Source organism: Isoptericola sediminis (assembly GCF_013085345.1).
In the GTDB taxonomy this organism is placed as follows: Bacteria; Actinomycetota; Actinomycetes; order Actinomycetales; family Cellulomonadaceae; genus Isoptericola; species Isoptericola sediminis.
Window position 1 is genome coordinate 82,309 of the sequence record NZ_JABFAJ010000021.1, and the last position, 26,086, is coordinate 108,394.

Annotated in this window: 25 protein-coding genes and 1 pseudogene; 12 read left to right on the forward strand and 14 right to left on the reverse strand. The window is 74.0% G+C overall.

Translation table 11 applies throughout. The features are described 5' to 3' along the window. Positions 1–9: 9 nt before the first annotated feature. Complete coding sequence (gene nrdR / locus HLI28_RS11790) at positions 10–495, reverse strand: transcriptional regulator NrdR (protein ID WP_171247760.1); 486 nt, start codon at positions 493–495, stop codon at positions 10–12. Between the two features lie 93 nt (positions 496–588). Beyond that, on the reverse strand, positions 589–930 hold the full coding sequence (locus HLI28_RS11795) for a LysM peptidoglycan-binding domain-containing protein (RefSeq protein ID WP_171247761.1): 342 nt from the start codon (positions 928–930) through the stop codon (positions 589–591). 222 nt (positions 931–1,152) lie between these two features. Between HLI28_RS11795 and lexA the strand changes: the two genes are divergently transcribed. Beyond that, positions 1,153–1,896 carry a transcriptional repressor LexA gene (lexA, locus tag HLI28_RS11800; RefSeq protein WP_171247762.1) on the forward strand — a complete coding sequence of 248 codons (744 nt, stop codon included), beginning with the start codon at positions 1,153–1,155 and terminating at the stop codon, positions 1,894–1,896. Positions 1,897–1,929: 33 nt separating this feature from the next. Here the strand turns inward: lexA and HLI28_RS11805 are convergent, their stop codons facing one another. Genes HLI28_RS11805 through hflX form a run of 3 tightly spaced genes read right to left on the reverse strand, consistent with a single transcriptional unit; the run spans position 1,930 to position 6,527 of the window. After that, positions 1,930–2,889 carry an L-lactate dehydrogenase gene (locus HLI28_RS11805; RefSeq protein WP_171247763.1) on the reverse strand — a complete coding sequence of 320 codons (960 nt, stop codon included), beginning with the start codon at positions 2,887–2,889 and terminating at the stop codon, positions 1,930–1,932. Positions 2,890–2,899: 10 nt separating this feature from the next. Then, positions 2,900–4,945: a helicase C-terminal domain-containing protein gene (locus HLI28_RS11810; RefSeq protein WP_171247764.1), complete on the reverse strand. Its 2,046-nt coding sequence runs from the start codon at positions 4,943–4,945 to the stop codon at positions 2,900–2,902. Between the two features lie 52 nt (positions 4,946–4,997). Beyond that, complete coding sequence (gene hflX, locus HLI28_RS11815) at positions 4,998–6,527, reverse strand: GTPase HflX (RefSeq protein ID WP_171247765.1); 1,530 nt, start codon at positions 6,525–6,527, stop codon at positions 4,998–5,000. A 73-nt stretch (positions 6,528–6,600) separates the two neighbouring features. Here hflX and HLI28_RS11820 point away from each other — a divergent pair, with 73 nt between their 5' ends. Next, positions 6,601–7,218: a methyltransferase gene (locus HLI28_RS11820; protein ID WP_171247804.1), complete on the forward strand. Its 618-nt coding sequence runs from the start codon at positions 6,601–6,603 to the stop codon at positions 7,216–7,218. A 22-nt stretch (positions 7,219–7,240) separates the two neighbouring features. Here HLI28_RS11820 and HLI28_RS11825 read toward each other — a convergent pair whose 3' ends face one another. Genes HLI28_RS11825 through miaA form a run of 3 tightly spaced genes read right to left on the reverse strand, consistent with a single transcriptional unit; the run spans position 7,241 to position 10,247 of the window. After that, the gene (locus HLI28_RS11825; RefSeq protein WP_171247766.1) at positions 7,241–8,335 is read right to left on the reverse strand and encodes a hypothetical protein; all 1,095 of its coding nucleotides are present in this window, start codon (positions 8,333–8,335) and stop codon (positions 7,241–7,243) included. Beyond that, positions 8,332–9,267 carry a diaminopimelate epimerase gene (dapF, locus tag HLI28_RS11830; RefSeq protein WP_171247767.1) on the reverse strand — a complete coding sequence of 312 codons (936 nt, stop codon included), beginning with the start codon at positions 9,265–9,267 and terminating at the stop codon, positions 8,332–8,334. Before dapF ends, HLI28_RS11825 begins: the two co-directional genes overlap by 4 nt. Then, positions 9,264–10,247 (reverse strand): tRNA (adenosine(37)-N6)-dimethylallyltransferase MiaA, encoded by a 984-nt coding sequence (gene miaA, locus HLI28_RS11835; protein WP_171247768.1) that lies wholly within the window; start codon positions 10,245–10,247, stop codon positions 9,264–9,266. The genes dapF and miaA overlap by 4 nt, the downstream gene beginning before the upstream one ends. Positions 10,248–10,299: 52 nt before the next feature. Here miaA and HLI28_RS11840 point away from each other — a divergent pair, with 52 nt between their 5' ends. Continuing rightward, on the forward strand, positions 10,300–10,770 hold the full coding sequence (locus HLI28_RS11840; protein WP_171247769.1) for a hypothetical protein: 471 nt from the start codon (positions 10,300–10,302) through the stop codon (positions 10,768–10,770). 1 nt (position 10,771) lies between these two features. Here the strand turns inward: HLI28_RS11840 and HLI28_RS11845 are convergent, their stop codons facing one another. Continuing rightward, the gene (locus HLI28_RS11845) at positions 10,772–11,371 is read right to left on the reverse strand and encodes a hypothetical protein (protein ID WP_171247770.1); all 600 of its coding nucleotides are present in this window, start codon (positions 11,369–11,371) and stop codon (positions 10,772–10,774) included. Between the two features lie 110 nt (positions 11,372–11,481). Between HLI28_RS11845 and HLI28_RS11850 the strand changes: the two genes are divergently transcribed. Continuing rightward, positions 11,482–11,973, forward strand: coding sequence for a YbjN domain-containing protein (locus tag HLI28_RS11850; RefSeq protein WP_246246692.1), 492 nt, complete (start codon positions 11,482–11,484; stop codon positions 11,971–11,973). Continuing rightward, the gene (locus tag HLI28_RS11855; protein ID WP_425483393.1) at positions 11,970–12,479 is read left to right on the forward strand and encodes a type III secretion system chaperone family protein; all 510 of its coding nucleotides are present in this window, start codon (positions 11,970–11,972) and stop codon (positions 12,477–12,479) included. The genes HLI28_RS11850 and HLI28_RS11855 overlap by 4 nt, the downstream gene beginning before the upstream one ends. Before the next feature lie 19 nt (positions 12,480–12,498). Here the strand turns inward: HLI28_RS11855 and miaB are convergent, their stop codons facing one another. After that, positions 12,499–14,136 carry a tRNA (N6-isopentenyl adenosine(37)-C2)-methylthiotransferase MiaB gene (miaB, locus tag HLI28_RS11860; RefSeq protein WP_171247772.1) on the reverse strand — a complete coding sequence of 546 codons (1,638 nt, stop codon included), beginning with the start codon at positions 14,134–14,136 and terminating at the stop codon, positions 12,499–12,501. A gap of 146 nt (positions 14,137–14,282) precedes the next feature. On the opposite strand from miaB, the gene HLI28_RS11865 reads away from it, so the two are divergent. The 4 genes from HLI28_RS11865 to HLI28_RS11880 all read left to right on the forward strand — a co-directional run bounded on the left by HLI28_RS11865 (position 14,283) and on the right by HLI28_RS11880 (position 17,745). Beyond that, positions 14,283–15,083, forward strand: a complete 801-nt coding sequence (locus HLI28_RS11865) for an amino acid ABC transporter ATP-binding protein (RefSeq protein ID WP_171247773.1) — start codon at positions 14,283–14,285, stop codon at positions 15,081–15,083. Between the two features lie 44 nt (positions 15,084–15,127). Continuing rightward, entirely contained in the window at positions 15,128–16,009 is an 882-nt protein-coding gene (locus tag HLI28_RS11870; RefSeq protein WP_171247774.1) for a glutamate ABC transporter substrate-binding protein, read from the forward strand. Positions 16,010–16,123: 114 nt separating this feature from the next. Continuing rightward, the gene (locus HLI28_RS11875) at positions 16,124–16,801 is read left to right on the forward strand and encodes an ABC transporter permease subunit (protein WP_171247775.1); all 678 of its coding nucleotides are present in this window, start codon (positions 16,124–16,126) and stop codon (positions 16,799–16,801) included. Further along, positions 16,798–17,745, forward strand: coding sequence for an amino acid ABC transporter permease (locus tag HLI28_RS11880; protein WP_171247776.1), 948 nt, complete (start codon positions 16,798–16,800; stop codon positions 17,743–17,745). The genes HLI28_RS11875 and HLI28_RS11880 overlap by 4 nt, the downstream gene beginning before the upstream one ends. Before the next feature lie 108 nt (positions 17,746–17,853). On the opposite strand, the gene HLI28_RS11885 is transcribed toward HLI28_RS11880, so the two are convergent. Continuing rightward, complete coding sequence (locus HLI28_RS11885; RefSeq protein WP_343035810.1) at positions 17,854–18,396, reverse strand: regulatory protein RecX; 543 nt, start codon at positions 18,394–18,396, stop codon at positions 17,854–17,856. 65 nt (positions 18,397–18,461) lie between these two features. Continuing rightward, positions 18,462–19,607 (reverse strand): recombinase RecA, encoded by a 1,146-nt coding sequence (recA, locus tag HLI28_RS11890; protein ID WP_171247777.1) that lies wholly within the window; start codon positions 19,605–19,607, stop codon positions 18,462–18,464. Between recA and HLI28_RS11895 the strand changes: the two genes are divergently transcribed. Beyond that, a complete protein-coding gene (locus HLI28_RS11895; RefSeq protein ID WP_171247778.1) occupies positions 19,606–19,758 on the forward strand; it encodes a hypothetical protein in 153 nt (50 codons plus the stop codon). The genes recA and HLI28_RS11895 overlap by 2 nt on opposite strands. A gap of 62 nt (positions 19,759–19,820) precedes the next feature. On the opposite strand, the gene HLI28_RS11900 is transcribed toward HLI28_RS11895, so the two are convergent. Next, complete coding sequence (locus HLI28_RS11900; RefSeq protein WP_171247779.1) at positions 19,821–20,054, reverse strand: DUF3046 domain-containing protein; 234 nt, start codon at positions 20,052–20,054, stop codon at positions 19,821–19,823. A gap of 55 nt (positions 20,055–20,109) precedes the next feature. On the opposite strand from HLI28_RS11900, the gene HLI28_RS11905 reads away from it, so the two are divergent. Together HLI28_RS11905 and HLI28_RS11910 are read left to right on the forward strand one after the other, a co-directional pair. Next, positions 20,110–24,795, forward strand: a complete 4,686-nt coding sequence (locus HLI28_RS11905; RefSeq protein WP_171247780.1) for an ATP-dependent helicase — start codon at positions 20,110–20,112, stop codon at positions 24,793–24,795. Next, positions 24,795–25,595 carry a DNA-formamidopyrimidine glycosylase family protein gene (locus HLI28_RS11910; RefSeq protein WP_171247781.1) on the forward strand — a complete coding sequence of 267 codons (801 nt, stop codon included), beginning with the start codon at positions 24,795–24,797 and terminating at the stop codon, positions 25,593–25,595. The genes HLI28_RS11905 and HLI28_RS11910 overlap by 1 nt, the downstream gene beginning before the upstream one ends. Here HLI28_RS11910 and HLI28_RS11915 read toward each other — a convergent pair. Beyond that, a pseudogene (locus tag HLI28_RS11915) lies at positions 25,579–26,036 on the reverse strand (helix-turn-helix domain-containing protein). The gene HLI28_RS11910 and the pseudogene HLI28_RS11915 overlap by 17 nt on opposite strands. Positions 26,037–26,086: the final 50 nt, after the last annotated feature.

Sequence of the window (26,086 nt, forward strand, 5' to 3'; positions counted from 1 at the left end):
GGTCGGCGGTCACTCCTCCGGGGCGCCGGTGGCCGACGTCTCGCGCTCGAGCCGCTCGGCCCGCAACGAGGTGATGGCCGCCTCGAAGTCCTCCAGGGACTCGAAGGCCTGGTAGACCGAGGCGAACCGCAGGTAGGCGACCTCGTCCAGCTCACGCAGCGGCCCGAGGATCGCCAGGCCGATCTCGTAGGCGTCGATCTCCGCGCTGCCCGAGGAGCGCAGGGCCTCCTCCACGCGCTGGGCGAGCAGGGCGAGGTCGTCCCCGCTGACCGGCCGGCCCTGGCAGGCCTTGCGCACCCCGGACACCACCTTGTCCCGGCTGAACGGCTCCGTCGCCCCGGACCGCTTGACCACCGACAGGCTCGCGGTCTCGATCGTGGTGAACCTCCGCTGGCAGGACGGGCACTGGCGACGACGACGGATCGCCGCACCGTCGTCCGAGGTCCGCGAGTCGACCACGCGCGAGTCGGCGTGTCGGCAGAAAGGGCAGTGCATCCGAGATCTCCTGCGGTCGGTGCCGAGCCCCTGCCCGGCTGCCCGACGAAAGTATGCGCAGGCCCGGGCTCGGTGCAACACAGCACGGCACCGCTACGACCGCGGGAGCACCAGCACCTGCCCGACCTGCAGCGACGAGTCCGGCATGCCGTTGAGGTCGCGCAGCTCGGCGACGACGACGCGCAGGTCCTCGCCGGGCTCCGCCAGCCCGGCGGCGAACTGCCAGAGCGTCTCCCCCGGGGCGACCGTGTGCAGCCGGACCTCGATCGGCTCCCCCGGCGAACCCGCCACGGCCTGGGACCCCGCCAGCGCGACCGGCAGGCTCACCGCCACCGCCAGCAGGAACAGCACCAGCCGACCGCGCGCCGTCAGCCGCAGACCCGCGAGCCCCCACCGGTCCAGGAGAACCGCCGATCGTGTCTCCGTCGTCGCCATGACGTCCGTCCCTCCGTGGTCGCGATCCTTCGTACACACGTTCGTCGAACACCTGTTCCCTTGATACCACGGGTTCGCGACACACGTCGAGAGATCTCGAACAGATGTTTGATGTCGCAGGTGATCTGGCCTAGGCTGACGACAGCGGGATGGCAGGAATGTCGGGTTCGGGCCGGGTGTGCCGGCCACCCGCACCTCGAGACGGCACCAAGGGAGCGACGGATGGCGACGCGACAGGACAAGGACGCGAGGGGCGCCGGCAGCGGTCTGGCGTCGGTCTCGGAGCTCGCGCCCGGGGCGGACCGGCTCACGGCGCGCCAGCGCGGCGTCCTGACGACCATCCGCGAGTCGGTGGAGTCCCGCGGGTACCCCCCGACCATGCGTGAGATCGGCGAGGCCGTCGGGCTGGCGAGCCCGTCGTCCGTCAAGCACCAGCTGACGGTGCTCGAACGCAAGGGCTATCTCCGGCGCGACCCCCACCGCCCCCGGGCGATCGAGGTCGTCGACCCCGACACCGGCCGGACCGCGAGCACCGACGACCGGCCCGCCCGCACCGCTCCGGCACCGGACGGCGAGGGCGAGGAGACCCCCGTGCCGTCGTACGTGCCCCTGGTCGGACGCATCGCCGCCGGCGGCCCGATCCTCGCCGAGCAGGTCGTCGAGGACGTCTTCCCGCTGCCCCGGCAGGTCGTCGGCGACGGCGAGCTGTTCCTGCTCAAGGTCGCCGGCGACTCGATGGTCGACGCCGCGATCTGCGACGGCGACTGGGTCGTGGTCCGGCGCCAGAACGTCGCGGAGCAGGGCGAGATCGTCGCCGCCATGATCGACGGCGAGGCCACGGTCAAGACGTTCAAGCAGTCGGACGGCCACACGTGGCTGATGCCGCAGAACGCGGCCTACTCCCCCATCGCCGGCGACGAGGCGCAGGTGCTCGGTCGCGTGGTGGCGGTGCTCCGCAGCCTCTGAGACCGGCCGCCCGTCCGCGCGGGCGGCACCCGGTCAGAGACCGAAGCGATGCAGCACCGCGCGCACGCTCTCCGCGGAGGCCCGCAGCCCGGCGGCCTCCTCGTCGGAGACCGGCGTGTCGATCACCGTGGTGGCACCCCGGGCGTCGACCAGCGTGGGCATCGACAGGCACACGCCGTCGATCCCGTGGAAGCCGTCGACCCGGGTGGAGACCGGCATCACCCGGTGCTCGTTCTTCAGCACGGCCTCGACGATGCGCGTCGCGGCGAGGCCGACGGCGTAGTTGGTGGCCCCCTTGCCCGAGATCACCTTGTAGGCCGACTCGACGACCTCGCGGGCGATCGTCGCGCGCGCCGCGTCGTCCAGGGGCGGTCGGCCGGGCAGGGCCTCCCACTCGAGCAGCGGCACGCCCGCGATCCGTGCCGAGCTCCACAACGCGATCTCCGAGTCGCCGTGCTCGCCGGCCACGTACGCGTGCACGTTGGCGGTGGCCACCCCGCAGTGCTCGGCGAGGGCCGCCCGCAGCCGGGAGGAGTCCAGCACCGTCCCCGACCCGAAGACGCGCTCCGGCGGAAGACCCGAGACCTGCTGGGCCGCGAAGGTCACCACGTCGACGGGGTTGGTGACCATCACGTAGATCGCATCCGGTGCGACCTCGACCAGACCGGGCAGGATCTTGCGGGTCAGCCCGATCGTCGCCTCGGCGAGGTCGAGCCGGGACTGTCCCGGCTGCTGCTTCGCACCGGCGGTCACGACCACCACGTCGGCCCCGCGGCAGACCTCGACGTCGTCCGACCCGATGACCTCGGCCTCGGGGACGAACATGCGTCCGTGCTGCAGATCGAGCACCTCCGCGTCGACCTTCGCCTTGTTCACGTCCATCAGCGCGACCGTCCGCGCGGTACCGCGCGCCAGGGCCGCGTACGCGAGGGTGGAGCCGACCGATCCGGCTCCGACGACGGCAAGCTTGGTGGTGCTGCGAGGAACGTTCACGCAGGACAGACTAGGTGTCCAGGCGCCGCAGCGCACCGCGGACCAGATGCTGGTCGGTGGTGCGCCAGAAGTCGGGCAGCGACCGGGTCAGGAACGATCCGTACCGTGCCGTGACGAGCCGCGGGTCGAGGATCGCCACGACACCCCGGTCGTCCTGGGAGCGGATCAGCCGGCCGGCGCCCTGGGCCAGCAGCAGCGCGGCGTGCGTCGCGGCGACCTGCATGAAGCCGTTCCCCCCGGCCTGCTCGACCGCTCGGGCCCGGGCCGCCTTCACCGGGTCGTCCGGTCGGGGGAACGGGACGCGGTCGATCAGGACCAGGCGACAGGCGTCGCCGGGCACGTCCACGCCCTGCCAGAGGGACAGGGTGCCGAACAGGCAGGTCGCCGGGTCCCGGGCGAACTCGGCCACCAGGCTCGGCAGCTGGTCGTCGCCCTGGCACAGCACGGGGACGTCCAGTCGCTCCCGCATCGCCTCGGCCGCCGCGGTGGCGGCCCGGCGGGACGAGAACAGACCGAGGGTGCGCCCGCCGGCGGCCTCGATGAGGCCGGCGATCTCGTCCAGCTGGGCGTCGGTCGTCGGCTCGCGACCCGGCGCCGGCAGGTGCTTGGCCACGTAGCAGATGCCCTGGCTGCGGTAGTCGAACGGGCTGCCGACGTCGATCCCCCGCCACGCGTCGTCCTCGGTGCCGGTCGACGCGGCGAGCCCGAGGGACCGGGCCAGCGGGTCGAAGCTGCCGCCCAGCGTCAGCGTGGCCGACGTCAGGATGCCGGTGCGCTCGGCGAGCAGCTGGGAGCTGATCAGCCCCGCCACCGCCAGCGGGGCCGCGTGGAGGCGGCCGACGCCGTCACCCCACGGGGCGTCGGCCGGCGGACGGGAGCACCACAGCACGTCGTCGCTCGTGTCCTCGGCGGCCATCCGCTCGGCGACGTCGAAGAGCTGCTGCACGGCCGACTGGGCCATCCGGATGCCCGCGTCCGGCTCGGCGCCGGACTCGGGCCGCAGCTCGGCGAGCAGACCGCGCGCGGCGTCCCGCACGGCGGACACCGCGGTGTGCAGGGACTCCGGGAGGCCCTGGGGGTATCGCTCGGCGGGGACGGAGGCCAGGACCTGGGCGAGGCCCTGCGCGGCCGCGTCGAGGTCGTCGGTGGTGCGTCCGCCGTGGCGACGGGCGAGGCGGGCGGCGTGCTCGACCGTCCCGGCCGCGAGGTCGACCGTGGCCGCCGAGGTGATGCGGTCGGCGAGCTCGTGCGCCTCGTCGACCACGAGCACGTCGTGCTCGGGCAGCACGTGCTGGTTCCCCGAGGCGGCGATGCCCAGCATGGCGTGGTTGGTGACGACGACGTCGGCCTCGCGGGCCGTGCCGCGGGCCTGCTCCGCGAAGCACTCGTCGAACACCGGGCAGCGCTGACCGAGGCACTCCAGGGACGTCACCGAGACCTGCCGCCAGGCACGGTCCGGGACGCCGGGGACGAGGTCGTCCCGGTCGCCGGTGTCGGTCTCCTCGGCCCAGGCGTGCAGCCGCCGGACGTGGTCGGCCAACCGGTCCGACCCGGCGTCGCCGCCGCGCGCCGACGCCGGGTGCTGCTCCGCGGCGGCGCCCTCGCCCGGTCCGGGGTCCGGGGGCAGGTCGAAGAGCGTCGCGTCGTCCGTCGGGTACCCGCCGGTGATCTTGTGCCGGCACAGGTAGTTGTGCCAGCCCTTGAGCAGGGCCACCTGCGGGGGGCGCGGCAGCGCGGGCGCCACGGCGTCGGCCACCAGGGGCAGGTCCCGGGTGATGACCTGGCGCTGCAGCGCCAGGGTGGCGGTCGAGACCACCACCCGTTCGCCCTCGGTCACCGCGTGCCGGACGGCGGGGACCAGGTAGCCGAGCGACTTGCCGGTCCCCGTCCCGGCCTGCACGAGCAGGTGCCGTCCGTCCTCGATCGCGCGCGCGACCTCGGCGGCCATCTCCCGCTGACCCTGCCGTGGGCTGCCGCCCAGAGCACCGACGGCGCGGTCGAGCAGCGCGGGGACGTCGGGGGCGGTCGCGGGCTCTGCGGTGTCGGACGGGGTCACCGGAAGATCCTACGGTCGCGCACCGACGCCGCGCCGGGCCGGTGCACGACCGTCACACGGCGACGGCGTCGAGCTCGGCCGCGAGCCCGGGGTCGACCCGACCGCGCAGCCGCGTGCCCTCGGCCAGGTACTCCTCGCCCGTGAGCTCGCCGTGCTCGTGGACCCGGTGCACCAGGTCGCCGCGGGAGTAGGGCACGACGAGGTCGATCTCCACCGCCGGACGCGGCAGGGCGTCGGCGATCAGCTCCTTGAGCTCGGCGATCCCCTCCCCCGTGTGCGCCGACACCACGGCGGTGCGACGCTCGCGCCGCTGGATCCGTCCCACGGTGACCGGGTCGGCGAGGTCGGCCTTGTTCAGCACGACGATCTCCGGGAGGTCCTCCACGCCGGGGATGTCCGACAGCACCTCGCGGACGGCGTCGATCTGGCCCTCCGGGTCCGGGTGGGAGGCGTCGACGACGTGCAGCAGCAGCGCGGCGTCGCCCACCTCCTCGAGGGTCGAGCGGAACGCCTCGACGAGCTGGTGCGGCAGGTGACGGACGAACCCGACGGTGTCGGCGAGCGTGTACAGCCGACCGTCCTCCGTGCGGGCACGCCGCACCGTGGGGTCGAGCGTGGCGAACAGCGCGTTCTCCACGAGCACCCCGGCGTCGGTGAGGACGTTGAGCAGCGAGGACTTGCCCGCGTTGGTGTACCCGGCGATCGCGACGTTCGGCACCGAGTGCCGATGACGCTCGAGGCGCTTGGTCTCGCGGGCGGGTGCCATCGCGGCGATCTCCCGGCGCAGCTTCGCCATCCGGTTGCGGATCCGGCGCCGGTCGAGCTCGATCTTCGTCTCACCGGGGCCCCGCGAGCCCATGCCGGCGCTCGCGCCGCCGACCTGGCCGCCGGCCTGCCGGGACATCGACTCGCCCCAGCCGCGCAGGCGGGGCAGCAGGTACTCGAGCTGGGCCAGCTCGACCTGGGCCTTGCCCTCCCGCGACTTGGCGTGCTGGGCGAAGATGTCCAGGATCAGGGCCGTCCGGTCGACGACCTTGACCTTGACGACGTCCTCCAGCGCACGCCGCTGGGACGGGGCGAGCTCGGTGTCGACGACGACGGTGTCGGCCCCGTTCGCGGCCACCATCTCGGCGAGCTCGACGGCCTTGCCGGACCCCAGATAGGTGCCCGGGTCGGGGTTGGCGCGCTTCTGCAGCAGGCCGTCCAGCACCTGGGACCCGGCGGTCTCGGCCAGGGCGGCGAGCTCGCGCAGCGAGATCTCGGCCTCCCGGGAGGCCGCCTCGCCGCCGGTGTGGAGCCCGACGAGGACGACCTTCTCGAGCCGCAGCTGGCGGTACTCGACCTCGGTGACGTCGTCGAGCTCGGTGGACAGACCGGTCACCCGGCGCAGCGCCGAGCGCTCGGCCAGGTCGAGCTGGTCGCCGTCGTAGGCCGAGTGCACGGTCCCGCCCTCGGCCCGCGCCGTCCCGGCCCTCGCGAGCACGCGCGCGACGACGTCGTTGGCGATCGACTGCGCGTCCCGGGGCTCCTCGGCGGCGGGCCCCGCCGCGGTCTGCTCGGGGTCGGTGGGGGTGTGGGTCAAGTCGTTCCTCTCGCTGGCTTCGGCGGGTACAACAAGGATCCCACGCGGTTTCGTCCCGACGAAGCGGATTACGATTCCCCCCGTGAGCGACCACTACTTCACGGCCCGCCCGGCGTCCGACGACGAACGACGCGGCGTCGTCGTCCACCTGGCCGGCCGGGACGTGACCGTGGAGGTCGCCCCCGGGATCTTCTCCCCCGGCGGCGTCGACAAGGGCACCCGGATCCTGCTCGCCGAGCTGCCGCCGGCGCCCGCGGGCGACCTGCTGGACCTCGGGTGCGGCTGGGGCCCGATCGCGCTGACCGCGGCGCTCGAGAACCCGGCGACCACCGTCTGGGCCGTCGACGTCAACGAGCGCGCCCTGGACCTGGTGCGCCGCAACGCCGACCGCCTGGGCGTCGCCGACCGTGTCCGCGCGATGACGCCCGACCAGGTGCCCGACGACGTGACCTTCGCCGCGATCTGGTCGAACCCGCCGATCCGCGTGGGCAAGCAGGTGCTGCACGACATGCTGCACCGCTGGCTGCCGCGGCTGGCTTCGCCGCCACCACCCGACGGGGGCGCGTGGCTCGTCGTGCAGAAGAACCTGGGCGCCGACTCCCTGGCCCGGTGGATCGAGACCGAGCTCGGGCTGGCGACCCGGCGTGCGGCGTCGTCGAAGGGGTTCCGCGTCCTGCACGTGACGCGCTGAGGTCCGGGACACCCGCGGCGCGTCACCAGCGGCTCCCGCTGCGGTCAGGCGGCGAACGCCGGGTACCCGTCGAATCCGTCTCGCCGCCCCAGACCTCCGTGGCCCAGCGTGCCGCGGCGCCGCACGTGGCGGCGAGCTCCGGCATGGCGGTGCGCAGGTTGACGGCGGCCCACCGCCACCGCGACGTCATCAGCTGCCGGTAGGACGGCGACCGCCCCGCCGGGCCGACGTGCTCGCGTCCGGCCAGGGTGCTGTCCAGGAGCCACCCGGTCATCGCCAGGACGTAGGCCCCGCTCGCCCGTTCGACCTCGCGCTGCCAATCCTCGTGAGCGACGAGGCCCGGCGCGGACTCCTCGAGCCCGACGGTGAACTCGGCGAGCAGGGTGTCGGTCAGACCGGCCGGCGGGTCGAAGACGCACCAGCAGGTCGCGAACGGCAGCATCGTGTAGGCCGCGACGAAGGCCGGGGGCTGGACGACCGTCCCCTCGAGGTCGAGGAACCACCACCCGTCGGGCCGCAGCACGGCGTTGTCGGGGCAGCTGTCGGACGGGGCCAGCACGACCGGGCCGCTCCCGGCGGTGAACGCCGTGGCGACCTCCCGCGCCTCGGCGTGCAGCCGGTCGGTGCGCGCCGCACCGCCCAGCAGCTCGCCCAGACGCGCGGCACCCCGGGTCACGTGCTCGACGACGTCCCACGGTCGCGCCCCCAGGAGCTCGCGCGCCTCGTGGACCTGGTGACGGCCGCTGCCCGCCAGTCGTCCGAGCTCCCGGGCCCAGCCGGACGCGCCGGACCAGGCGGCCTCACGATCGGCGCCCAGGAGCAGGTCGGCCAGCGTCGGCGGATCGCCCAGGTCGGACATCACGAGCAACCGCTGGGCGCCGTCGGCGGCGATCAGGTCGGGCGTCCGGCCGAGCAGGGTCAGACCCGTCCGCTCGCGGTCGTAGCCGCCGTCGTCCTCGCCGTGAAACTGCTTGACCACGACCGTGCTGCCGGCGTCGCCGCCGACGCGGCACCGCAGGACCGTCGACCGCGCCGAGCCGCCGAGGTCCTCCGGGTCGAGCAGCTGCGCGCCGAGGAGGGTCGAGGCCGCCCGCGCGACCTCGGCGACGTCCGTCACGACAGCTCGACCTCACCGGTGAACACGAGCTCGGCGGGACCGGCCAGCTCCACGTGCCCTCCGTGCAGCAGCCGGACGCGGACCTCGCCGCCGGGCACCTCGACGAACCAGGTCGACGGCACCCCGTGCGGGTCCTCGACCCCGTGCGCCGCCCAGGTGCGCACCGCGAGCGCCGCCGCGCAGGCACCCGTCCCGCAGGACCGCGTCTCACCGACACCCCGTTCGTGGACCCGCATGCGGATCCGGCCGACGGTGCCGCCGTCGGGCCCCGGCTCCTCGCCGAGCGGGACGACGAGCTCGACGTTCGTGCCGTGCGGCGGGACAGGTTCGACCGCGGGCGCCCGGCCGAGGTCCAGGGCGGCGAGCTCGGCGACGTCGGACAGCGCCACGACGGTGTGCGGGTTGCCGAGGTCGATGCTCAGGCCGGGACGGGGGGCGTCCCACCCCGGGGTCAGGACCATGGCGTCGGCGCCGGCCGCGGCGGAGTCCGGGCCGCCGGACAGGGACCAGGGCCCCATGTCCACGGCGTACCAGCCGCTCGGCTCGCGCCGGACCCGCTTGACGCCACCCCGGGTGCCGAGCGCGAGCTCGCCGCCGCCGGACAGGTCGACGAGGCCAAGCTGCTCGGCGAACGCGGTGAAGACGCGCACGCCGTTGCCGCACATCTCGGCGCGGCTGCCGTCACCGTTGCGGTAGTCCATGAACCAGATGGCCTCCGGGTCCTCGGCGAGGACGGCGTCGGCGACCTCCTCCCCCGCCCGGGCGAGCGCCGCCGTCGGGGCGAGCCGGATCACCCCGTCAGCACCGATCCCGCTGCGGCGGTCGGCGAGGCGACGCACCTGCTCGGCCGTGAGGTCCATCTCGCCGCGGGTGTCGGCGAGGAGCACGAAGTCGTTCTGCGTGCCGTGCCCCTTGGTGAAACGTACGGTCATGAGCCCAGACTACGGCGCACGGGTCGGTCCTCCGGGACCGGCAGCTCGTCGGCGTCGGCGGCCCGGACCAGGGCCAGGGCATCCTCGACCAGGGTGGGCGACCCGGCGTCCAGCCAGTGCACGCGCGGGTCGCGCCCGAACCACCCCATCTGCTTGCGGGCCAGCCGGCGCGTGTTGGTCACGACGGCCTCGCGCGCCTCGGCCTCGGTGAGGTCACCGGCGAACCAGCGCAGCAGCTCGGCGTAACCGACGGCGCGGGCCGCCGTCGTCCCGAGCCCGCGACCGGTCCCGCCCTGCGCGGGCGAGGCCAGCGAGCGGACCTCCTCGACCAGCCCGGCGGACCACATCCGCTCCACCCGGCCGGCCACCCGGGCGTCGAGCACGGGCCGGTCGCAGTCCAGCCCGATCTGGACCGCGGGACGGACGTACTCCTGCCGCGGCAGGTTCGCGGTGAACGGCCGACCGGTGATCTCGACGACCTCCAGGGCACGCACGAGACGGCGGGTGTTCGCCGGACCGATGGACTCGGCCGCGCCGGGGTCGAGACGGGCCAGCTCGGCGTGCAGCGCACGGGGGCCCTCGGTCTCGGCGCGTTCCTCGAGCCGGGTGCGGACCTCCGGGTCGGTGCCCGGGAACTCCATGTGGTCCAGCAGGGCACGCACGTACAACCCCGAGCCGCCGACCACGACCGCCCGGGCCCCGCGTGCGGCGACGGCGTCCAGGTCCGCGCGGGCCGCCGTCTGGTAGTGCGCGACGGAGGCGTCCTCGGTCGGGTCGAGCACGTCGAGCTGGTGGTGCACGATCCCTCGTCGCTCGGCCGGTGGCACCTTGGCCGTGCCGACGTCCATGCCGCGGTAGAGCTGGAAGGCGTCGGCGTTGACGATCTCCGCCGGCGCCGGCGGGCGCGACAGCGCTTCGGCGAGGTCCAGGGCGAGGTCCGACTTCCCGGTGGCGGTGGGTCCCACGACGGCGACGATCACGGACCCACGGTACGACGCGGGGGGTGGGGGCCGACGCCGTTAGGCTCTGCGGGTGCTGCTGCTGTCCACCCTCGCCGTGAGCCTGCTGTCGGGGCTCGTCCCGGTCGTCAGCATCGAGGTCTACCTCGGGGGTGTCGCGGCCGTGACGGACGTCAGCGCGGTCCCCGGCCGGGCCCTGGCACTGTCGTTGGTGGCCGGCGTCGGGCAGACGGTCGCCAAGATGGTCTGGTACCTCGGCGCGGCCCGCTCCATGGAGACCCGCTGGGTGCGCGACAAGCTGGCGGTCGGCCGGCGCCGGGAGACCTTCGACCGGTGGCAGCGGCGGATCGCGGGGCGCCCGTGGCTGAGTGCCGTCGTGCTCCTGGCCGCGGGCGCGGTCGGGTTCCCGCCGCTGATGATCATGGCCGTCGTGGCCGGCTCGCTGCGGGTGCCGTGGGCGGTCTTCGTCCCGACGGTGCTCGTGGGCCGCACCGTCCGCTTCTGGCTCCTGCTCGAGGGCGTCGGCTGGTTCGCCGGAGGCTGAGTCAGTCGGCCCAGGTGACGACGTCGTAGGTGTCCGGGAGGTGCCCCCCGCCCGGCTCGGCCACCACGCGCACGGTCGCGGTCCAGCCGTGCCGGGCGGCGAGCCCGTCGAGCACGCCGCGGACCGCCGGCGCGCAGGCGGTCGGCCCGGCGGCCGCGTCCTCGGGATCGCCGCCGGCGACCACGAGCGCGTCCAGGCCGGACAGCTCGCCGAGGCCGTAGCCCACCGCGGCGTGGTCGTCGCCGGCCAGCTGCACCACGTGCGCCCGACGGGCGGCCTGCTCCCCCACCACCGCGGCCAGGGTCAGCAGGGCGACCGAGGCCGGCACCTGGGCGGTCGGGACACCGGCGGCGATCAGCTGCCCCGGCAGCCAGCGGTCGGCGACGCCGGCGGCGGCCAGGGACGGGCGGCGGATCCCGGCGGAGCTGCGCGACGCGGGAGCGAGGACGCCCCAGCGGTCCGGCGGACCGCCGTGCGGGCCACGGACCGCGGCCAGGGCCCGCGAGACGGCGGCGCGGACCGCCGTCAGCGGCCGCGCGTGACCGGCCGCGCCGGGGACCAGGAGCGGGGTCGCGGGCAGGACGACGGCACGGGTGGGCACGTTGCCAACCTACCGGGACGTGTAGCGTGGGAGGTGTGAGGTTCTTCGGGTCGCGCCGGATCGCCAGATCGTCAGCTGCATCGCGTGAGGAGCCCCTCGACGCTGACCTGTTGCGCAGCGACGTCGAGAACGTCCTGCTGGACGGGCCGGTCGGACAGCTCGCGGGTGCCGCGCCGCGGCCGGTGTCGCGCGAGCGGGTCAGCGCCTGGCTGGACGCCTCCGGGTTCACCTACACCGTCGACAACGACGGCGACCTCGGGGGCATCTGGCACGGCCGGGTGTTCTCCTTCCTCGTCCTGGGCGACGACGGGGAGGTCGTGCAGGTGCGCGGGCAGTGGCACCGCCAGGCCACGATCGAGCGCCTCGGGGAGATCCTCGAGGTCTGCAACGCCTGGAACGCCGAGCGCATCTGGCCGACGGCGTACGCACGGGTGCGCGACGACGGCACGGTCGTGGTCTGCGCGGAGGTCACCACGAGCCTGGAGCACGGCGCCACGGACGACCAGCTCGCCCAGGTCCTGGAGTGCGGGCTGTCCACCGGGGTGATGCTCTTCGAGCACCTGGACTCGGTGTTCCCGGACCCGCTGCAGGTGACACCGTGACGGGGCCGCTGCGACGGGCGGCGACCGTGGTGCTGCAGGCGGCGCGGCGCCGACGGGCCGACGACCCCGGACCGCCGGCCGCCCGCCCCACGCCGGTGACCGCCCGGCGGATCGGCGCCGACCTGGCGCGCCGCGGCTACCGGTTCCGCACCGACGCCGACGGTGACCTCACGGGCACGTGGGACGGGCACCGCTTCTGGTTCCTGCTCCTCGGCGAGGACGGCGAGATCCTGCAGGTGCGGGGTCGCTGGTCCGGCTCCGTGCCGGAGAGCGCGCGGCCCGCGGTGCTGCAGGCGTGCAACGACTGGAACCGGGAACGGATCTGGCCGAAGGTCTACACCCGCGCCGAGGGGGGCGGACTGGCCCTGTACGGCGAGGTGTCGGTCGACCTGGAGCAGGGCGCGACCGACGACCAGCTCGCCGAGACGCTGTCGTGCGGTCTGGTGACGACGTCGCAGTTCTTCGCCGGGCTCGCCACCCTGGTGGGGCCCGAGGCCGAGGACTGAGGCCCCGGCCCGCCGGGCGTCAGCGACGCAGCGTCGGCATCCCCAGCGTGACCGGGCCACCGGGGTCGCCGCCGCCGTGGCCGTGGTCGTCGTGGCCCCCGCCGAGCCGCGCGGTCTCGCGCTGGGCCCAGGCGTCGCCGGACCGGGTGCGACGCACCGCGTAGGTGCCGCCGCCGAGCGCCGAGTCGGCGATCAGGTGGTGCGGCGCGGCACGGGTCACCTCGACGGTGACCATGTCGCCCGGGCGCGGCAGGGACGGGTCGAGCGCGCCGACCTCGGCCAGTCGCGGGTCCTCGAGCGAGACGGGCTGGTCGGCGAGGCCGCCCTCGGGCAGCACGCCGGCGGGCACCGCGAGGTGCACGAGCCGGTTGTCGGGCGCCCGTCCGGACAGCCGGTGCGTGGCGCCGTCCTTCTTCCCCGACCCTTCCGAGACGAGCACCTCGAGGGTGCGGCCGGTCTGCCGGGCCGACTCCTCGGCGCTGATCCGCTCCTGCAGGGCGAGCAGTCGGTCGAACCGCTCCTGGACGACCTCCTTGGGCAGCTGGTCGTCCATCTCGGCCGCCGGCGTCCCGGGGCGCGGGGAGTACTGGAACATGAAGGCCGAGCTGAACCGCGACTCCTCGACCACGCGCAGCGTCTCGGCGAAGTCCTCCTCGGTCTCGCCCGGGAACCCGACGATGATGTCGGTGGTGATCGCGGCGTCGGGCAGCGCGGCGCGCACCCGCTCCAGGATGCCGAGGAACTTGGAGGAGCGGTAGCTGCGCCGCATCGCGCGCAGCACCCGGTCCGAGCCGGACTGCAGGGGCATGTGCAGCTGCGGCATGACGTTCGGGGTCTCGGCCATCGCCTCGATGACGTCGTCGGTGAAGGCGGCCGGGTGCGGCGAGGTGAAGCGGACGCGCTCGAGCCCCTCGATCCGTCCGCAGGCCCGCAGGAGCTTGGCGAACGCTCCGCGGTCGCCGAACTCGACGCCGTAGCTGTTGACGTTCTGACCCAGCAGCGTGACCTCGACGGCGCCGGCGTCCACCAGGGCCTGCACCTCGGCGAGGACCTCGCCCGGACGGCGGTCGCGCTCCTTGCCGCGCAGGTGCGGCACGATGCAGAACGTGCAGGTGTTGTTGCACCCCACCGAGATGGACACCCAGCCGGCGTACACCGACTCGCGCCGCGTCGGCAGCGTCGAGGGGAAGACCTGCAGCGACTCGGCGATCTCGACCTGGGCGGCCTCGTTGTGCCGTGCCCGCTCGAGGAGCACCGGCAGCGCGTCGAGGTTGTGCGTGCCGAACACGACGTCGACCCACGGGGCCTTGTCGACGATCTCGCCGCGGTCCTTCTGCGCCAGGCAGCCCCCGACCGCGATCTGCATCCCGGGCCGCTCCGCCTTGAGCCCGGCGAGCTGGCCCAGGTTGCCGTAGAGCCGCGTCGCCGCGTTCTCGCGCACCGCGCACGTGTTGATGACCACCACGTCGGCGTTGCTCGCCGCCTCGTCGGCGGCGGTGGCACGGGTGTACCCCGCCTGCTCGAGCATCCCGGCCATGTGCTCGGAGTCGTGGACGTTCATCTGGCACCCCAGGGTGCGGACCATGTACGTCCGTCCGGCCCCGTCGGAGGGCAGGGACGTGGCGGTCTCACGGGGCGAGGGCATGGTGGTGGACATCGGTTCCAGGGTACGGTCCCGCGCGCCGCGGATCCGCCGTCGCAAGGTTGCCGATTCCCGGCTTTCCGGACAGTCGTTATCGAACCGTTGCCGACTCGGCGCGTGCTCGCACCCCACCGAAACGATCCACTGGTTAGGTTCATGACATGGATCACAGCGGAACGGCACCGGCGGACGACCAGCAGCCGCCGGCGGACGACTCGCACCTGGGCGCCCCCCTCGTCGAGCTCAGCGGGGTCGACAAGTACTTCGGCGACCTGCACGTGCTCCAGGACATCGAGCTGACCGTGCGGCGCGGCGAGGTGCTCGTCGTCATCGGCCCGTCGGGCTCGGGCAAGTCCACGCTGTGCCGCGCCATCAACCGGCTGGAGACGATCGACGGCGGCGAGATCCGGATCGACGGCCAACCTCTGCCCGCCGAGGGGCGGCAGCTCGCCCGGCTGCGTGCCGACGTCGGCATGGTGTTCCAGGCGTTCAACCTCTTCGCCCACAAGACGGTGCTCGACAACGTCACGCTCGGCCCCCGCAAGGTCCGCGGGCTGAGCAAGTCCGACGCCGAGGAGGAGGCCTTCAAGCTCCTCGACCGCGTCGGGGTGAAGAACCAGGCCGCGAAGTTCCCCGCCCAGCTCTCCGGCGGGCAGCAGCAACGCGTGGCGATCGCCAGGTCGCTGGCCATGCACCCCAAGGTGATGCTCTTCGACGAGCCGACCTCGGCCCTCGACCCCGAGATGATCAACGAGGTGCTCGACGTCATGGAGCAGCTCGCCAAGGAGGGCATGACGATGATCGTCGTCACTCACGAGATGGGGTTCGCCCGCAAGGCAGCCGACCGCGTCGTGTTCATGGCGGACGGCCAGATCGTCGAGGAGGCCACGCCCGAGGAGTTCTTCCACCACCCGCGCAGCGACCGCGCCAAGGACTTCCTGTCGAAGATCCTCACCCACTGATCTTCATCACGGCATCACCGGCACCACCGACGAAAGGACGCATCATGCGACGCACACGCACCACCGGGGTCATCGCCCTGGCGGCCACCGCCGCACTGACCCTGGCCGCCTGTTCCTCCGACGACGGCGGCGAGACCGACACCGGGGGCGAGACCACCGACACCATGGAGGAGGAGGAAGGGGCCGGCGGCGAGGGCGTCACCATCGGCATCAAGTTCGACCAGCCCGGCCTCGGGTTCATGGACGGCGACACGCCCTCCGGCTTCGACGTCGACGTCGCGAAGTACGTGGCGGGCGAGCTCGGGTACTCCGAGGACCAGATCGAGTGGGTCGAGGCCCCGTCCGCCCAGCGCGAGACGCTGCTGTCGACCGGCCAGGTCGACATGATCTTCGCCACCTACTCGATCACGGACGAGCGGCGCGAGCAGGTCTCGTACGCCGGTCCGTACTTCGTGGCCGGCCAGGACCTCCTCGTCGCGGCCGACAACACCGACATCACCGGCCCGGACACCCTGGACGGCAAGAACCTGTGCTCGGTCACCGGTTCGACGTCGGCCCAGCGCATCAAGGACGAGTACTCCGAGGGCGTCAACCTCCTCGAGCAGCCCGGGTACGCCGAGTGCGTCACCGCGCTCACCTCGGGTCAGGTGGACGCGGTGACCACCGACGACATCATCCTCGCCGGCCTGGGGGCCCAGCCCGCCAACTCCGGCCAGGTGAAGGTCGTGGGCAACACCTTCTCCGAGGAGCGCTACGGCGTCGGTATCCCGCAGGACTCCGACCAGTGCGAGGACATCAACGCGGCGCTGCAGCAGATGATCGACGACGGCTCGTGGCAGGAGTACATCGACTCCGCCACCGAGGGCACCGGCTACACGCCGAACCAGGACCTCAACCCGCCGGAGTTCGACCCCTGCGACATGTGACCGACCACTGAGAACGGATCGGGCCCGCCGCGCCACGCAGCGGGCCCGATCCGGTGCCGCCGGAGTCCCGGCGACACGTCTCTGCCGCGACCGAGCCGAAGGAGCGTCCGCCGCGTGGAGGAGTACCTCGACATCATCCGCCAGTACGACGTGCTGGGGGCGTTCTGGGTCAACATCCAGCTCGCCTTCTGGGCGGCCGTGCTCTCGTTGATCATGGGATCGGTGCTGGCCCTGTTCCGCATCTCCCCCATCGGCAGCCTGCAGTGGGCCGGCACCACCTACGTCACGATCCTGCGGAACACCCCGCTGACGATCATCATGGTGTTCATGGTCCTCGGGGCCTGGGGCCAGCTCGAGCTCACCCTGGCGACCGACTTCAACCTCAACTTCTTCTGGCTCGCGGTCGTGGGGCTGTCGATCTACCACGCCGCCTTCGTGTGCGAGGCGATCCGGTCCGGCGTCAACACGGTCCCGGTCGGGCAGGCCGAGGCGGCACGGTCCATCGGGCTGTCGTTCCTGCCCTCCGCCCGGCTGGTCATCCTGCCTCAGGCGTTCCGCGGCGCGATCGCGCCGCTCGGCAACGTCCTCATCGCCCTCATCAAGAACACCACGGTCGCCGCGGCGGCCTCGGTGGCGACGGAGACCTCCTCGGTGATGCGGACGATGATCGAGTTCCGGCCCGACTACATCTACGCGATCTTCTTCACCTTCGCGATCGGCTACGTGATCCTCGTGACCCCCGTCGGCCTGCTGTCGACCTCGTTCTCGCGTCGACTGGCGGTGTCCCGATGAGCGCCCAGACCGTCCTCTTCGACGCGCCCGGCCCCCGCGCCAAGCGCAGGATCCTGCTCGGCAACGTCGTCGGTGCCGTCATCGTCGGCGGCATCGCCGCCCTGCTGCTCGCCCGGCTCGGCGACAAGGGCCAGCTCGACCCGGACCTGTGGCTCGCCGCCGTGGACGCCGACGCCTGGGCCTACTACTACTGGCCAGGGTTCCTGGCCACGATGCGCGCCGCAGGCGTCGCCATCGTCGGCGCGTTCGCCTTCGGGCTGCTCTTCGGCGTGGGCCGGCTCTCCACGCTGCTGCCGGTGCGCGTGGTGTGCGGCGCCGTCGTGGAGTTCTTCCGCGCCGTGCCGGTGCTGCTCATGATGGTCTTCTTCTGGCTGCTGCTGGCCAACGCCGGTGTTGACTCGCCCTCCTTCTGGGGCGTGGTCATCGGCCTGGTCCTCTACAACGGGTCGGTCGTGGCCGAACTCGTGCGGTCGGGTGTCCACGGGCTGCCGTCGGGCCAGCGCGAGGCGGCGCTGTCGACCGGGCTGACGCGCGGCCAGTCGCTGCGGTCGGTCGAGGTCCCCCAGGCCCTCATCGCCATGCTGCCGGCGCTGCTCTCCCAGCTCGTCGTCGTGCTCAAGGACTCCGCGCTCGGCGCGATCATCACCTATCGCGAGCTCCTGCAGAACGCCCGGCTGCTGGGCTCCGGCGAGGGCAACATCCTGCAGACCCTGGCCGTCGCCGCCGTGCTGTTCATCCTCATCAACTGGAGCCTGACGAAGGTGGCCGAGCGGCTCGGGAACTCCTTGCGGCGTACCTCCGGGCGGACCGGGACGATGGCTGCCGGGCTCGACGCCGGCGTCGGTGTGGGTGCGACGGCCCAGGCGGCCGAGCGTCCGCACGGGGTCGACGAGGGACCCGAGGCCGGACCGGCGGATCCTGGCAAGCCGGGTCGCTGGGGCTGACGGCCGCTCGGGCGGTCCCTCGAGCGCTCCGGCGACGCCGGTCGTGCGGTCCGATGGGCATGGTGCCGCCGGGATCGCGTGGCCGGCGCGCCGGGGCGCGCCGCAGGGTCAGTCGTCGAGGGAGATCAGGTCGTCGAGATCCTCGGACTCCCCCTCGGCGGCCAGGGCGTCCTTGACGGCGGCGAAAGCGACCGAGGGGTTGTGCCCCTTGCGGCTCAGCGCCCCGACGGCGCGCCGGACGCGTCTGTCCCGGTCGAGTCCGCGGGTGCGGGCCACGTGCTTGCGGGCGAGCTCGGCCGCGGCCGCACGCTCGTCGTCGCCGTCGATCTGCTCGAGCGCAGCGGTCGCCGTCTCGGGGTCCACGCCGCGGCGCTGGAGCTCGGCCGAGATGGCTCGACGCGCCTGGCCCCGCTCGGTGTGCCGCGTGCGCACGATCATCTCGGCGTACGCGGCGTCGTCGACGAGGCGGACGTCCTGGAGCCGGTCCAGGACGTGCTCGGCGACGTCCTCGGGGTAGCCCTTGCGAGCGAGGGACCGGGCGAGCTCGGCCCGGCTCTTCGGCGCGGCGGTCAACGTGCGCAGCACGGCCTCCCGCGTGAGCTCCGTGGCCTCGTCGCGCGTGATCTCACCGGCCTCGAGGCGTTCGCTCACGCTCGGTCGGCGGCGACCGTCCTTCCGACGACCGCCCGCCGACCGTTCCTCCGCGCGTCCGGTGCTCAGAAGGGCGCCTTCTTGCTCTTGGCGCTCGACCGGCTCGTGCTCTTGGTCGCCGCGCCCGCCTTGGCGGGTGCCTTCTCCTCGTCGCCGGCGGCGACGGACGTGGCCTCGGCCGCCGGGGCGTCCCCGTCCGCCGGGGCGTCGAGCGTGGCCCCGACGCCGAGCTTCTCCTTGATCTTCTTCTCGAGCTCGTTCGCCAGGTCGGGGTTGTCCCGCAGGAACGACCGGGCGTTCTCCTTGCCCTGGCCGAGCTGGTCGCCGCCGTAGGTGAACCACGAACCCGACTTGCGGACGAACCCGTGCTCGACGCCCATGTCGATCAGGCCACCCTCCCGGGAGATGCCCACGCCGTAGAGGATGTCGAACTCGGCCTGCTTGAACGGCGGGGCCATCTTGTTCTTGACGACCTTGACGCGGGTGCGGTTGCCGACGGAGTCGGTGCCCTCCTTGAGGGTCTCGATCCGGCGGATGTCCATGCGCACCGAGGCGTAGAACTTCAGCGCCTTGCCACCCGTGGTGGTCTCCGGCGAGCCGAAGAACACGCCGATCTTCTCGCGCAGCTGGTTGATGAAGATCGCCGTGGTGCCGGAGGAGCTGAGCGCACCCGCGATCTTGCGCAGCGCCTGCGACATCAGACGGGCCTGCAGGCCGACGTGGCTGTCACCCATCTCGCCCTCGATCTCCGCCTTGGGGACCAGGGCCGCGACGGAGTCGATGACGATGATGTCGAGCGCCCCGGAGCGGATGAGCATGTCGGCGATCTCCAGCGCCTGCTCACCGGTGTCCGGCTGGGAGACGAGCAGGGCGTCGGTGTCCACGCCGAGCTTCTTGGCGTACTCGGGGTCCAGGGCGTGCTCGGCGTCGACGAACGCGGCGATCCCGCCGTTCTTCTGGGCGTTCGCCACCGCGTGCAGGGCGACGGTCGTCTTGCCGGAGGACTCCGGGCCGTAGACCTCGACCACGCGGCCCCGGGGCAGGCCACCGATGCCGAGGGCCACGTCCAGGGCGATGGAACCGGTGGGGATGACGTCCACCGGGGCCCGCCCCTCCTGGCCGAGACGCATGACCGAGCCCTTGCCGAAGCTGCGGTCGATCTGGGCGAGCGCGGCCTCGAGGGCCTTCTCACGGTCTTCCGGTCCAGGCATGTCGGTCACCTTCGTGTTCTGGGCGCGGCCGCGCGCCTTCGGTCTGCTGCTCATGTCGACGACGACGCTACGCCCCGCCACCGACACGCCCCGTCCGAGCCGGTCGCGCTGTGGACGAGCGACCCACGAGGCCTTCCTGTGGACACCCTAGCCGAACATATGTTCGACGTCAGCGTCCGCCGCGCGGCGTGTCGACACCGGGAGGCACCGCGGTCAGCGGGCCGGCGGCGCCTGCCGGTGCCGGTCCGTCCCCCACCGCTCGGCGTCCGGGACGTCGAGGGCGTCGCACAGGGCGTGCCAGACGTCGCGGGGGTCCGTCCCCGCGTCGAGCGCCTCGGCCGGGGTGCGGTCCCCGAGGCGGGGCAGGACCTGCTCCCGCACGAGCGTGCGGCCGTAGGCACGGCCGAACACCTCGTCGACGAGCTGGGCGAAGTCGGAGTAGAGCACCCGCCCAGCGTGCCACGACCACCGGCCTGTCGGTGCCCGGGTGCACCATGGGCTGGTGGCCACCGACCCGCTCGCCCGTTTCTCCCCCGCGACCCGGGCGTGGTTCACCGATGCGTTCGCCGGCCCCACGGCGGCGCAGGAGGGCGCGTGGCGTGCCGTCGAGGAGGACCGGCACGCGCTCGTGGTGGCGCCGACCGGTTCGGGCAAGACGCTCGCGGCGTTCCTCTGGGCGATCGACCGTCTCACGGCCGCTCCGCCGCCCGCGGACCCGACGCTGCGCTGCCGGGTGCTGTACGTCTCCCCCCTCAAGGCGCTGGCCGCCGACGTCGAGCGCAACCTGCGCGCCCCGCTGACCGGCATCCGGCGGGCCGCCGACCGGCTCGGGACCGACACCCAGGACGTCCGTGTCGGCATGCGCACCGGCGACACCCCCGCCTCCGAACGCCGGTCGTTCGCCACCCGTCCCCCGGACGTGCTCGTCACGACCCCCGAGTCGCTCTTCCTCGTGCTGACCTCCGCGGCGCGCGCCGGCCTGGCCGGGGTCGGCACGGTCATCGTCGACGAGATCCACGCGCTGGCGGGCACCAAGCGCGGGGCGCACCTGGCCGTCAGCCTCGAACGGCTCGACGCGCTCCTGCCACGCCCCGCCCAGCGCATCGGCCTGTCCGCCACGGTGCGGCCCGCCGACGAGGTCGCGGCCTTCCTCGCCGGGAGCCGACCGACCACCGCCGGGGGCCGGGAGGTCGCCGTCGTGCAGCCGCCGTCACGCAAACGCTGGGACCTGGACGTCGCCGTCCCGGTCCCGGACCTGACGGATCTGGGCGGGGACGACGAGCCCGACCTGTCCGGGGCGGCGAGCGGCCCGCAGCGCCAGGCGTCCATCTGGCCGCACGTCACCGACCGGGTGGTCGACCTCGTCAGCGACCACCGGTCCACGCTGGTGTTCACCAACTCCCGGCGCGGGGCCGAACGCCTCACCGCGCGGGTGAACGAGACCTGGGCGGAGCGCCAGGGACTGGCGACCCCCGACGCCGGAGCGGAGCAGGCGGCCCAGACCCCCGGCCAGTCGGGCACGGCCGCCGCCCTCGACGCCGCGGCACCGGTCCTGGCGCGGGCCCATCACGGGTCGATGAGCCGGACCGAGCGCACCCGCACCGAGTCCGACCTCAAGGCCGGTCGGCTGCCGGCCGTGGTCGCGACGTCCTCGCTGGAGCTGGGCATCGACATGGGGGCCGTGGACCTCGTGGTGCAGGTCGGGTCCCCGCCGTCTGTGGCCAGCGGGCTGCAGCGCATCGGCCGGGCCGGGCACCAGGTCGGGGCCGTCTCGCGCGGTGTCGTGCTGCCCACGCACCGTGGCGACCTCGTCCCGGCGACCGTGGTCACCCAGCGCATGCGCTCCGGCGACATCGAGCCGTTGCGGATCGTGTCGACGCCGCTGGACGTGCTGGCCCAGCAGGTCGTCGCCGCGCTCGCCGTCGACGACTGGGACGCGGACGCCCTGCTGCGCACGGTCCGCCACGCCGCACCGTTCGCCGCGCTCGGCGACGCCACCTGGCACGCCGTGCTCGACATGCTGGCCGGGCGGTACCCCAGCGAGGAGTTCGCGGAGCTGCGTCCGCGCATCGTGTGGGACCGGGCCGCCGGGCGTCTCTCGGCGCGTCCCGGTGCCCTGCGGCTGGCCGCCACGAGCGGCGGGACGATCCCCGACCGGGGGCTGTACGGCGTGTACCTGGCCGGCGAGGAGGCCGGGCGGGGCGGCAAGCGCGTGGGCGAGCTCGACGAGGAGATGGTCTACGAGTCCCGGGCGGGCGACACCTTCACCCTCGGATCCTCCACGTGGCGGGTCGAGGAGATCACCCCGGACCGCGTGCGGGTCACCCCGGCCCCCGGACAGCCCGGCCGGCTGCCGTTCTGGAAGGGCGACGCCCCGGGGCGGCCGGCCACCCTCGGGCGCGCCGTGGGCGCTTTCCTGCGCGAGAGCGACGAGATCCTGGCCGCCGACGCCGAGAAGGGGCGTACCCACCTGCGCGAGGCCGGCCTCGACGACTGGGCCGCCGACAACCTCGCGGGCTACCTGACCGAGCAGCGCACGGCGACCGGGCGGCTGCCGGACGACCGCACCGTGCTCGTCGAGCGGTTCCGCGACGAGCTCGGCGACTGGCGGGTGGTGATCCACTCGCCCCTGGGGGCGCGGGTGCACGCCCCGTGGGCGCTGGTCGTCGCGGCCCGGCTGCGCGAGCGGCTCGGCACCGACGTCGCCGCCATGCCCGCCGACGACGGCATCGTGCTCCGCCTGCCCGGTGACTCCCCCTGGGACCTCGAGGCCGCCCAGACCCGGCCGGAGATCACCACGGACGACCTGCTCGTCGACCCGGAGGAGGTCGACGCCGCCGTCCGCGCCGAGCTGGGTTCGTCGGTGCTGTTCGCCTCCCGCTTCCGCGAGGCGGCCGCCCGCGCCCTGCTGCTGCCGCGGCGTCGGCCGGACCGGCGAGCCCCCCTGTGGCAGCAGCGCCAGCGCGCCGCGCAGCTACTGCAGGTGGCGTCGGCGTACCCCGACTTCCCGATCATGCTCGAGGCGGCCCGCGAGTGCCTGCAGGACGACTTCGACGTCGCCTCCCTGCGCACGCTCATGGCCGACCTCGCGGCAGGCCGGGTCCGGTTGGTCGAGATCTCCACCGACGGTCCCTCGCCGTTCGCCCGGTCGCTCCTGTTCGGGTACACCGCGCAGTTCCTGTACGACGGCGACGCGCCGCTGGCCGAGCGGCGGGCCGCGGCCCTCTCGCTGGACCCCACCCTGCTGGCCGAGCTCCTCGGCGAGCAGGGCGCCACCGACCTGTCCGACCTGCTGGACCCGGAGGTCGTCGAGCGGACCGAGGCCGAGCTGCAGGGGCTGGCCACGGACCGCCGGGCGCGGGACGCCGAAGCCGTCTGGGACCTGCTGCGCCGCACCGGCCCGCACCCCCTCGACGAGGTGCGTCACCGCACGGCCGAGGACGCCGGCCTCGCCGTGCCGGACTGGCTGGCCGACCTCGAGCGGGACCGCCGGATCATTCGCGTCCGCCTCGCCGGCGCCGAGCAGTGGGCGGTCGCCGAGGACGCCGCCCGGCTGCGCGACGCGCTCGGGGTGGCACCACCCGCCGGGCTGCCGGACGCCGTGATGGCGCCGGTCGACGACCCGCTGGCCGACCTGCTGCGACGCCACGCCCGGACGCACGGCCCGTTCACCGCCGCCGAGGTCGCACACCGCTTCGGGCTCGGTGTCGCCGTGGCGACCGGCGTGCTGACCCGTCTCGAGCGCGACGGCGCGCTCGTGCGCGGTGCGCTGCGGCCGGAGGCCGTCGGCGGGACCGGGGACGAGTTCTGCGACCCGCAGGTACTGCGCACGCTGCGGCGACGCAGCCTGGCGGCGCTGCGGTCCCAGGTGGAACCGGTCGAGCCGGAGACGCTCGGCGTGTTCCTGCCGCGCTGGCAGGGCGCCACCGGTCCGCGGCTGCGCGGCAGCGACGGCCTGCTGCGGGCCGTGGAGCAGCTGGCCGGCGCCGCGGTCCCGGCGTCGGCGCTGGAGACGCTGGTGCTCCCGGCCCGCGTGACGGACTACTCCCCCGCCCTCCTGGACGAGCTCACCACCACCGGGGAGGTGGTCTGGGCCGGGCACGCCGCGCTGCCCGGCACGGACGGCACGGTGAGCCTGCACCTGGCCGAGGACGCTCCCCTGACCCTCGCGCCGCCCGCCCCGCTGGGGCCCGAGGGGACCCTGGACACCGACCTGCACCGCGTGCTGCTCGACCTGCTCACGTCGTCGGGCGGCTACTTCCTGCCCCGCCTCGTCGAGCTGGCCGACGCACCGGCCGGCGAGGTGCTGGAGGCGCTGTGGGACCTCGTCTGGGGCGGCCACGTGACGAACGACGGCCTCGCGGTGCTGCGTGCCCGGCTCGGCGCGGGCGGCGGGGCGCACCGGGCTTCCCGCCGTCCGGCCCGCGCCCGGCCGGTGCGCCGGTCGCGCTTCGCCGTCGCCCGCCCCGTCGTGCCACCGGCCGGCGGGGGCCGCTGGTCGGGTCTGCCGGCGCGCGAGCAGGACCCGACGGTCCGGACGCACGCGCTGGCTCAGGTCCTGCTGGACCGGCACGGGGTGCTGACGCGGGCCGTCGCGCCCTCGGAGCACGTGACCGGTCAGTTCCGCGAGGTGTACCGGGTGCTCACCGGGCTCGAGGAACGCGGAGCGGTCCGTCGCGGCTACTTCGTGGAGCGGCTGGGCGGTGCGCAGTTCGCGCTGCCCGGCGCGGTCGACCGGCTGCGCGTCGACGCCGCCGACCGCGAGCGTGTCCGCGACGACCCCGACGCGTCCCCGCCGGGACTGCTGCTCGCCGCGACGGACCCCGCCAACCCCTACGGCGCGGCGCTGCCCTGGCCGGCGACCACCTCGGCGGGCGACGACGGCGGCGGGCACCGCCCGGGACGCAAGGCGGGCGCCGTCGTCGTGCTGACCAACGGCGAGCCGGCGCTGTACGTCGAACGGGGCGGACGCACGCTGCTGTCGTTCACCACGGCTCCGGACGCGCTGGCGGTCGCGGGAGCCCTCCTGGCCGACCATGTCCGGCGCGGGCACCTCGGCCGGCTGGTGGTCCAGCGGCTCGACGGCGTCCCGGCCCTGGAGGCCGCCAAGGAACGCTCCGCGGCGGCGGACGCCCTGCTCGACGCCGGGTTCACGGTGACGCCTCGCGGGCTGAGGGTGGCGGTCTGATGCCCGAGGGCGACGTCCTGCGGCTCACGGCCGAGCGTCTCGACCAGGCGTTGCGAGGTCGCCCGCTGGTCCGCGCCGAGCTGCGCTGGCCGGGGACGGGAGGCACCGACCTCACGGGCCGGACGGTGACGGGGTGCGTCTCCTACGGCAAACACCTGCTGACCCGGTTCGACGACGGCCGCACCCTGCACACCCACCTGCGGATGGAGGGGTCCTGGCGCGTGGTGGCGACGAGCGACCGTGCCGCCGCGGCCCGCCATCCCGAGGTCCGGGCGGTGCTCGCCACCGCACGGTGGACGTGCGTCGGGTGGCGGCTCGGGATGCTGGACCTGCTGCGGACCCACGACGAGCCCCGGCTGCTGGCACACCTGGGCCCGGACGTGCTCGGAGCGGACTTCGGCACGGCGGGTCTCACCACGGCGCTGGACCGCTGGCACCGGCAGGGGGACCGGCCGTTGTGCGACGTGCTCCTCGACCAGTCGGTCGTGGCAGGACTCGGCACGATCTGGATGGCGGAGTCGCTCTTCGACCGCCGGCTGCACCCGTGGGCGCCCGCCGACTCCCTCGACGACGAGGAGGTCCGGGCCCTCCTCGTGACCGCGCGCCGACTGGTCGGTCGCAGCGTCGACGTCGGGCGGCGTGAGGGCCTCGGTGAGGTGCCGCGCGCCGTGCACGGCAAACTGGGGCACCCGTGCCGGCGGTGCCGGACACCGGTCGCCGTCGGGCAGGCCAACGAGCCGCCGTACGAACGGCCGGTGTTCTGGTGCCCCACCTGCCAGGCGGTCAGCCGACCGGCGTGAGGTCCTCGCGCTCGACGGTTCCGCGCGAGAGCATCCCGGCGAGCACGTCCGTGGGGATGGTGTCGGGGACGAGCAGCCCCTCGGCGACCGCGATCCGGTCGCTGACCTCGCGCAGCACGAGGGACAGCGGGATGTCGAGAGCCTCGCAGATCGAGGCCAGCAGCTCGGAGGAGGCCTCCTTCTGCCCGCGTTCGACCTCGCTCAGATAACCCAGCGAGACCCGTGCGGCCGAGGACACCTCACGCAGGGTGCGCCCCTGACCGAGGACACCTCACGCAGGGTGCGCCCCTGACGCTGCCGCGCGTCGCGCAGCACGTCACCGATCTCCTGTCGCAGGACGACCATGTCACGCCCCCTTCCTTCCGCCGGCACCCCCTGACGAGGGTTGGCACTACCGTACCCCGACGCACGCGGGGCGCGTCGCCCGGGAGTCGCATCGATACCGCTTCGTGGCCTGTTGGCGATCACACCTGCCCAACGCACGACACCAC

What these genes read in the sequence shown, in the direction of transcription:
- nrdR (WP_171247760.1), bottom strand. Translation starts at nt 495, where the DNA reads ATGCACTGCCCTTTCTGCCGACACGCCGACTCGCGCGTGGTCGACTCG.
- HLI28_RS11795 (WP_171247761.1), bottom strand. Translation starts at nt 930, where the DNA reads ATGGCGACGACGGAGACACGATCGGCGGTTCTCCTGGACCGGTGGGGG.
- lexA (WP_171247762.1), top strand. Translation starts at nt 1,153, where the DNA reads ATGGCGACGCGACAGGACAAGGACGCGAGGGGCGCCGGCAGCGGTCTG.
- dapF (WP_171247767.1), bottom strand. Translation starts at nt 9,267, where the DNA reads ATGACCGTACGTTTCACCAAGGGGCACGGCACGCAGAACGACTTCGTG.
- miaB (WP_171247772.1), bottom strand. Translation starts at nt 14,136, where the DNA reads ATGTCCACCACCATGCCCTCGCCCCGTGAGACCGCCACGTCCCTGCCC.
- HLI28_RS11865 (WP_171247773.1), top strand. Translation starts at nt 14,283, where the DNA reads ATGGATCACAGCGGAACGGCACCGGCGGACGACCAGCAGCCGCCGGCG.
- HLI28_RS11870 (WP_171247774.1), top strand. Translation starts at nt 15,128, where the DNA reads ATGCGACGCACACGCACCACCGGGGTCATCGCCCTGGCGGCCACCGCC.
- HLI28_RS11880 (WP_171247776.1), top strand. Translation starts at nt 16,798, where the DNA reads ATGAGCGCCCAGACCGTCCTCTTCGACGCGCCCGGCCCCCGCGCCAAG.
- HLI28_RS11895 (WP_171247778.1), top strand. Translation starts at nt 19,606, where the DNA reads ATGTCGGTCACCTTCGTGTTCTGGGCGCGGCCGCGCGCCTTCGGTCTG.
- recA (WP_171247777.1), bottom strand. Translation starts at nt 19,607, where the DNA reads ATGCCTGGACCGGAAGACCGTGAGAAGGCCCTCGAGGCCGCGCTCGCC.
- HLI28_RS11910 (WP_171247781.1), top strand. Translation starts at nt 24,795, where the DNA reads ATGCCCGAGGGCGACGTCCTGCGGCTCACGGCCGAGCGTCTCGACCAG.